This window comes from Caballeronia arvi (assembly GCF_001544695.2).
In the GTDB taxonomy this organism is placed as follows: Bacteria; Pseudomonadota; Gammaproteobacteria; order Burkholderiales; family Burkholderiaceae; genus Caballeronia; species Caballeronia arvi.
Genome location: NZ_FCOM02000200.1, coordinates 1 through 1,913, shown reverse-complemented (window position 1 = coordinate 1,913; position 1,913 = coordinate 1). Strand labels below are relative to the sequence as shown.

Sequence of the window (1,913 nt, the reverse complement as noted above, 5' to 3'; positions counted from 1 at the left end):
GGTAAGCGTCGCGGCACGGCCGTCTTGATTCGCGCAATCTGAGACGCCAAAGTGGTTCCCACCACTTCAAGTAGCGGGAACCACTTTGGGATCAGAAGAGAAGCTGGCCTCGGGAACGCGTAGAGGGAGCCCAAACCACAGCCCTGAATTTCGACGCCGTCTGGCCGCGGCGGCATGTGAGCCGGGCGTCTCGGTTTCGAAACTCGCCAGAGAGCATGGCATCAACGCCAATATGTTGTTCAAGTGGCGACGTCGATATCGGGCCGAGCAGCTTGCCGGATCAACCGAGCTTGTTCCGGTGACGGTCGTGGACGACGCGCCGGGCACAATCACTCCGAAACCGTCAGTCCAACAGGAACAGCAAATCGTGAAGTCCGCCGCGAGCGTCGGCACGATCGAAGTTCGGATCGGACGTGCAGTGGTCAAGGTCGATGGAGCAGTCGACGCCGAAACACTGCGTACGGTACTGAAGAGTGTGCGATCGTGATCGGGCTGCCAACAGGTACGCGCGTGTGGATCGCAGCAGGTGTGACCGACATGCGCAGCGGATTTCCGGCGCTGGCCGCGAAGGTGCAAACCGCACTTGAAGACAATCCGCTGGGCGGCGACGTGTTCATTTTTAGAGGCCGTCGCGGCGATCTCGTAAAGATCCTTTGGGCAACCGATGACGGACTATGGCTGCTCGCAAAACGGCTTTCGCATGGGCGATTTATCTGGCCCCAAGCCGATGGCGGCAAGATCTATTTGACGTCGGCGCAGCTATCGATGTTGCTGGAAGGCATCGACTGGCGACAACCCCGTCGCACGGCCGCGTTGTCGATGTTGTAAACCGAGTCGAAGGCTCGTAAACTGCCGTGCATGCCCGATCATGCTCCTCTTCCGGACACCGTTGCCGAGCTCCGTGCCTTGGTGCTCGAGCAGCAGGCATCAATGACGAAGATGCGCCAGGAGATCGCCGAGCGCGACCGGGAGATCGTTGAGCGAGACCAGGAACTCGATCGCCTGAAGGCACAGATCGACAAGCTCAGGCGCATGCATTTCGGTCGCAAATCCGAACAACTCGATCGGCATATCGATCGGCTCGAAACTCAACTTGAGGATCTGGCAGCCGGTAGCGGCGTCGCTGATGTTCGTCGCGCGCGTGCTCGTGCATCGAGTTCAGGCGCTTCTGCCACATCTTCGAAGGAAGCCTTAGCGCCCCATCTACCACGCGAAGAACGCGTGTTTGAGCCCGATTCGATCTGCCCGAAATGCGACATCGGCATGGACCTGCTCGGCGAGGACGTATCCGAACAACTCGCCCGCGTCACAGCGATGTTCAAGGTAATCCGCACTATCCGTCGCAAACGGGTGTGCTCTAACTGCGGCCATATCGAGCAACGTCCCATGCCCGGGCTGCCGATTGAGCGCAGCATCGCACATCCGAGCTTGCTGGCCGAGATCCTTGTTGCGAAATATGCAAACCATACGCCGCTGTATCGGCAGTCCGAGATTGCGGCGCGCGACGGCGTACGTCTCGATCGGGCGACCATGGCACGTTGGGTCGGGCAATGCGAAGAACTCTGTCGGCTGCTGACCGAAGCCCTGCGTCGCTACACGATGGCGACTGCGAAGCTCCACGCGGACGACACACCGATCCCGGTGCTCGCGCCCGGCAACAAGAAAACCAAAACTGGTCGGTTGTGGGTCTACGTGCGTGACGATCGCCGCTCAGCTTCGAGCGAACCTGCTGCGGTCTGGTTCGCGTACTCGCCGGACCGCAAAGGAGTCCACCCTCAGACCCATCTTGCCGAATTCCAAGGCGTCCTTCAGGGCGACGGCTATGCAGGCTTCAACGAGATAACCGAAAGCGGCAAAGTTCGACTGGCCTCGTGCTGGGATCAGTATCCCGAGAATGTTTTTATCTGGAGATA

At 59.7% G+C, this 1,913-nt stretch carries 3 protein-coding genes; all 3 read left to right on the top strand.

Annotated features, from left to right (window positions below; genetic code table 11):
• Positions 1-85 precede the first annotated feature (85 nt).
• Positions 86-487: an IS66-like element accessory protein TnpA gene (gene tnpA / locus AWB74_RS44275; protein WP_200822127.1), complete on the top strand. Its 402-nt coding sequence runs from the start codon at positions 86-88 to the stop codon at positions 485-487.
• Positions 484-828 (top strand): IS66 family insertion sequence element accessory protein TnpB, encoded by a 345-nt coding sequence (gene tnpB / locus AWB74_RS44270; RefSeq protein WP_061152765.1) that lies wholly within the window; start codon positions 484-486, stop codon positions 826-828. Before tnpA ends, tnpB begins: the two co-directional genes overlap by 4 nt.
• A gap of 30 nt (positions 829-858) precedes the next feature.
• The coding region (gene tnpC, locus AWB74_RS44265) for an IS66 family transposase (protein ID WP_061152767.1) at positions 859-1,913 on the top strand (1,055 nt) is incomplete at its 3' end.